This is a genomic window from Petrotoga halophila DSM 16923 (assembly GCF_002924615.1).
Genome location: NZ_JALY01000239.1, coordinates 1 through 5,042 on the forward strand (window position 1 = coordinate 1; position 5,042 = coordinate 5,042).

Annotated in this window: 5 protein-coding genes; all 5 read left to right on the forward strand. The window is 35.3% G+C overall.

Features of this window, described 5'->3' with window-relative positions:
• Nucleotides 1-287 precede the first annotated feature (287 nt).
• Genes AA81_RS11640 through cdd form a run of 5 tightly spaced genes read left to right on the forward strand, consistent with a single transcriptional unit; the run spans nucleotide 288 to nucleotide 4,801 of the window.
• Entirely contained in the window at nucleotides 288-992 is a 705-nt protein-coding gene (locus tag AA81_RS11640) for a nucleotide exchange factor GrpE (protein ID WP_103899119.1), read from the forward strand.
• Nucleotides 992-2,128: a molecular chaperone DnaJ gene (gene dnaJ / locus AA81_RS11645; RefSeq protein WP_342750141.1), complete on the forward strand. Its 1,137-nt coding sequence runs from the start codon at nucleotides 992-994 to the stop codon at nucleotides 2,126-2,128. Before AA81_RS11640 ends, dnaJ begins: the two co-directional genes overlap by 1 nt.
• 21 nt (nucleotides 2,129-2,149) lie before the next feature.
• Nucleotides 2,150-3,046, forward strand: coding sequence for a YitT family protein (locus AA81_RS11650; RefSeq protein ID WP_103079352.1), 897 nt, complete (start codon nucleotides 2,150-2,152; stop codon nucleotides 3,044-3,046).
• Between the two features lie 17 nt (nucleotides 3,047-3,063).
• Nucleotides 3,064-4,413, forward strand: coding sequence for a hemolysin family protein (locus AA81_RS11655; protein WP_103899121.1), 1,350 nt, complete (start codon nucleotides 3,064-3,066; stop codon nucleotides 4,411-4,413).
• On the forward strand, nucleotides 4,388-4,801 hold the full coding sequence (cdd, locus tag AA81_RS11660) for a cytidine deaminase (protein ID WP_245857216.1): 414 nt from the start codon (nucleotides 4,388-4,390) through the stop codon (nucleotides 4,799-4,801). Before AA81_RS11655 ends, cdd begins: the two co-directional genes overlap by 26 nt.
• Nucleotides 4,802-5,042: the final 241 nt, after the last annotated feature.

Genomic DNA, 5,042 nt, shown 5'->3' on the forward strand with positions numbered 1-5,042 from the left:
GGGTGAAAGGGCGCTAATAAAGACTAAGCACAGCATAGAAAAAAGTTCATCTTTCAAAAATAAGATTTCGATTTAAAAAGGGTTCAGGGCAAAGCCCTGTTTGCCTCAGTAAGCAAACCATGTTTTTAAATGATTTTGACCTTGAATTTGGGGTTTTAAGGGGGAACCCCTTAATGTTAGAGGGGGTTAGGGACCGCAGGTCCCTTCCTAAAAAGGGTGGGCTGTGGGGCGAAGGGGCGCAAACTTAAAAATAGTAATAATCAGTTTTTAGGAGGTGTTTCACTGAAATGGAAAAAAGGAACAAAGCTGAAGAAAGAGAAAAAAGAGAAGAAATTAAAGAAGCAAAAGAAGAAAAATCAAATCAAGAAGATATCGAATCGGTGAAAAATAAAGTAGAGAAATTAGAGAAAGAAAACAAAGAGCTCAAAAACGAGCTAAAAAAGGTAGAAAAAGAAAGAGATGAATTTAAAGAATATTCTATATATCTTAAAACTAAATTTGAAGATTACAAAAATTTAGTGGAAAAAGAAAAAAAGCAAATAAAATTGAGTACAACAAAGAAGATAATAGAAAAATTGCTCGTTCCTTTTGAAAAGTTGAAGCTTTCTTTGAATTACAAAGATGAACCCGAATTTGTTTCTGCTGTTGAGATGGTTTACAAAGATATGTTGAAGGTCTTCGACTCCTTGAAAATGAAATTTATCGTTCCTCAAAAAGGTGATCAATTCGATCCATTCGAACACGATGTTATTGACAAGTTTGAAACGAAAGAAGTGAACGAATACTGCATATACGATGTCCAATCAATTGGTTACAAATTGGAAGGCGAAGTAATAAAACCAGCAAGGGTTATAGTTGCTGTTAAACCGAAGGAGAACACCCCGAACGGGGTCAAGGGAAAAGTTGAAGACAAGAAAAACCCTTGTGACGAAAATGCCGGTTCCGAGGAACAAACTGCGGAAGGAATCGACTCAAAAGAAGGTGATAAATAATTATGGCTGAAAGAAAAGATTATTACAAAATCTTAGGAGTAGATAGAAATGCATCACAAGAAGAGATAAAAAAGGCGTATAGACAAAAAGTTAAAGAGTGGCATCCTGATAGACACCGTGAAAATAAAGAAGAGGCAGAGCGCAAATTTAAAGAGATTCAGGAGGCTTATGAAGTTTTAAGTGATCCACAAAAAAGGAAAGTGTACGATAGATTCGGGTTTGTACCAGAAGAAGGAACCGCCTATACAGGGCAAAGTAGTGCAGGCGGCGGCATAGGTGATATTTTTGGAGATATATTTGGAGAAGATTTTGGTGGAGGCCCATTCTCTGACTTTTTCGATATGTTCTTTGGTACACAAGGAAGCGGAGGTAGGTCTTCTTCTAGACAAAGAAACGTTGCCAAAGAACGTGGAGAAGATATTAATGTAGTAATCAGTTTAAAATTAGAAGAAATTATGTACGATGTTAAGAAAATTGTTGAGTACAACAGGTACGAAGTATGTCAGCACTGTCATGGTACCGGAGCAGAAAACGGCACCAGTTTTGAAACTTGTCCGAGATGTAATGGTAAAGGGGTTATAAGAGAGGAACAAAGGAGTTTTTTTGGTAGTTTTGTTAGAACATATACATGTCCAACTTGTAATGGAGAAGGTAGAATAATCAACCATAGATGTCCTTATTGTGCTGGTAGCGGAAAAGTTTTGAAAAAAGAAAAGATTGAAATTACGATTCCTGCAGGAGTTCCAAATAGCTATACTATGAGGATAAGAGGGAAAGGTAATGCAGGTAAGAACGGAGGTCCAAACGGTGATTTAATTGTTCAAGTAAGAGTTCTTCCCCATGAAAAATTTGTCAGAAAAGGGGCAGATTTAGAAACAGAGATCACGATAAATTATTTGAAAGCAGTTTTGGGAGGAACGGTCAAAATTCCCACGTTGGAGGGAGACATCGAAGAAGAATTACCAGAAGGAACCAACCCTGGAACCATTTTAAGGTTTAGAAATATGGGACTTCCGGAATTTGGTGGTGGCAAAAGAGGAGATTTATATGTCAAAATAAACGTGAAAATCAACAAGCCATCTAGAAAAGAGAAGAAGATCCTCAGCCAACTTTTAGAAGAAACAAATGTTGAATAATTCAGCTTGGGGGTATAAAGATTGAAATTTAATATCTCTGATCAAAAAATAGTTATCAAGGATTATATCATTATTACGGTGGGTACTTTGATAACTGCTATGGGTTTAGTTCTCTTCATGATCCCTTACAATATTATTGCTGGCGGAGTTAGCGGATTGGCTATAATATTAAATAATTTTTTTGGTTGGTGGGTAGGGATACAAATGTTCATTTATAATTTGATTTTGTTTTTTTTGGGGTTTTGGTTGCTTGGAATAGGATTTGGAATAAAGAGCATATACTCGGCTGCTTTGCTTTCTTTTTCCACCGATTTTTTTCAGCATGGTTTAGGCTTAGATCAACTGATCCCTACATTGATGAAAGAAACAGGAAATGCAGGTCTAGAAATGACCTTATTGGCTGCCTTTTACGGAGCTCTGATAGCTGGATTTGGCATGGGGCTAGTTATATGGAAAGGTGCAACTACAGGTGGAACGGATATAATTGCCATGATTTTCAACAAGTATCTCTCTTTAAGTGTGGGTACGGGTCTTATGATTGCTGATACTGTTATAACTGCATCTTCCATATTGATTAATCCTTTATTACCAATGTATGGAATAATCGCAATTTTCGTAACTGCAAAGACTATAGATGGGGTGATAGAAGGATTTGAATCGACAAGAACAATTTTGGTTATTAGCGATTATTATGATAAAATTAAAGAGGATATATATAGCAAATTAGATAGAGGAGTTACTTTTTTAAAAGGAGTAGGTAGTTACACTAATCAAGAAAAAAATGTTATAATGGTGACTATTTCCAGGTCAGAGATAGGCTTGCTTAAGAAGATTATAAGGGAGAGGGATAGCAACGCGTTTATGGTTATTTTGCCAAATAGTGAAGCTATAGGATATGGTTTCAAAAAAATATCGTAATAAGGAGATGATGGATAGTGGATGACCCCGGTGGTTTGTGGGGCTCATTAGTTTTGTTAATTGTTCTTTTGTTTCTTTCAGGATTTTTTTCTGGATCTGAAACTGCCTTGACTACAATAGGGAGATACAGGATAAGAGAACTGATCGATGAAGAAAAAGATGAGAAAAAAAGAAAAAAGTACCAACATTTTGTTGAAAATCCAAATCATTATTTAACTACGATACTTGTAATGAACAATCTTGTAAATATCTTAGCTACATCTACCGCAACAGTTTTTGCAGTGAGATTAATGCCATCTTCTCATAGTGGCGCTGTTGGTTTAGTAACGGCTATCATGACCATATTAATATTGATTTTTGGAGAAATAACACCTAAGGTATATGCTAGAGAAAATAGAGAAAAATATTTTAACTTTACCTTTTTCACAATCAATTTTTTAAATCAACTTTTAACACCTGTTGTATGGTTGCTTGTAAATCTTTCCAACGTGTTTATTAGACTTTTTGGTGGTGAGATCATCACCAATGCTCCACCACTAATCACAGAGGACGAAATAATTTCTTACTTGGACATAGGGCATGAAGAAGGGGTAATTGAGAAAAGTGAAAAGTACCTGATGCAAAGAAGTCTAGAAATGAAGGAGACTTCTGTTAAAGAAATTATGACTCCAAGAGTCGATATATTAGCCATTGAGGATACAAAAACTATGGAGGAATTGATCAAGATAATAAATGAAGAAGGATACTCGAGGATTCCTGTTTTCAAGGAAACGTTAGACAATGTTATTGGCATCGTTTACGCAAAAGATATTTTCAAAAAACTAGACGAGGTAAAAGATTTTACCAAATTGCAAAAATTAAAAGTTACGGAAATTATGCATAAACCATTCTTTGTACCCATAACGATGAAAATAAGAGATGTTTTTAGAATGTTTTTAAATAATCATACACATATGGCCATAGTTGTTGATGAATATGGAGGAACAGCAGGATTAGTTACTTTAGAAGATATAATAGAAGAGATGACCGGGGAAATTTTTGATGAGTACGATGACTATAGTGATGAAACTAATATAATAAGAGTAGCAGAAAATGTTATACTAGTGGATGGTACAACACCAATTAACGATGTCGAAAGAGAGTTGGACATAGAATTTCCAGAAACTGAGTTTGAAACCATTGGTGGATTTTTACTTGAAAGGTTCAAAAGATTTCCTAAACCTGGTGAGATATATTATCTGGAAAATTATGAATTCGAAGTAATTTCCGTAACCATTAACAAGATCGATAAAGTCAAAATAACTGTACATCCAAAAATGCAAACAGAAAACCAAGAAGGGAATGATAAAGAGAAGGATGAACGATAAAAATATTGTTGAAAAATTGTATGAAGAAGCTATGAAAACAAGAGAAAATGCATATGCACCTTATTCTAATTTTAAGGTAGGAGCATGTTTATTATCAAATGATGGAGAAATCTTTTCAGGTTGTAATGTGGAAAATGCTTCGTATGGATTATCTATTTGTGCTGAAAGAAATGCAATATTTTCTGCTGTTGCCAAGGGCAAACGTGAGTTCAAAGCTATGTTAATCGTTGCACAAGGTGAGGCACCTGTAAAACCATGTGGGGCATGTAGACAAGTAATGGCTGAGTTCGGGGATTTCGACGTTTATCTAGCAAATACAAAAGGGAAAATAGAAAAGACGAAAGTAAGTGAGTTACTACCAAATGCCTTTGGCCCCAAAGATTTGTGAAATAGGTAAAAATTTGTTAAATGCTGGGAGCTGTGGGAAAGCCTTTTATACTTCCTTATGGGCGGGGTAGCGGGGTGAAAGGGCGCTAATAAAGACTAAGCACAACATAGAAAAAAAGTTCACCTTTCAAAAATAAGATTTTGATTTTAAAATGGGTCACAGGGCGGAGCCTTTTTGCAGCTTTATGCAAAAAAGCTTCTTTATAATAAATTTTGATTTTGAACTTGGGGATCTTAAGGGG

Bases quoted from the DNA above. Each gene is read 5' to 3' on its own strand.
- AA81_RS11640 (WP_103899119.1), top strand. From the start codon at position 288: ATGGAAAAAAGGAACAAAGCTGAAGAAAGAGAAAAAAGAGAAGAAATT.
- cdd (WP_245857216.1), top strand. From the start codon at position 4,388: ATGATAAAGAGAAGGATGAACGATAAAAATATTGTTGAAAAATTGTAT.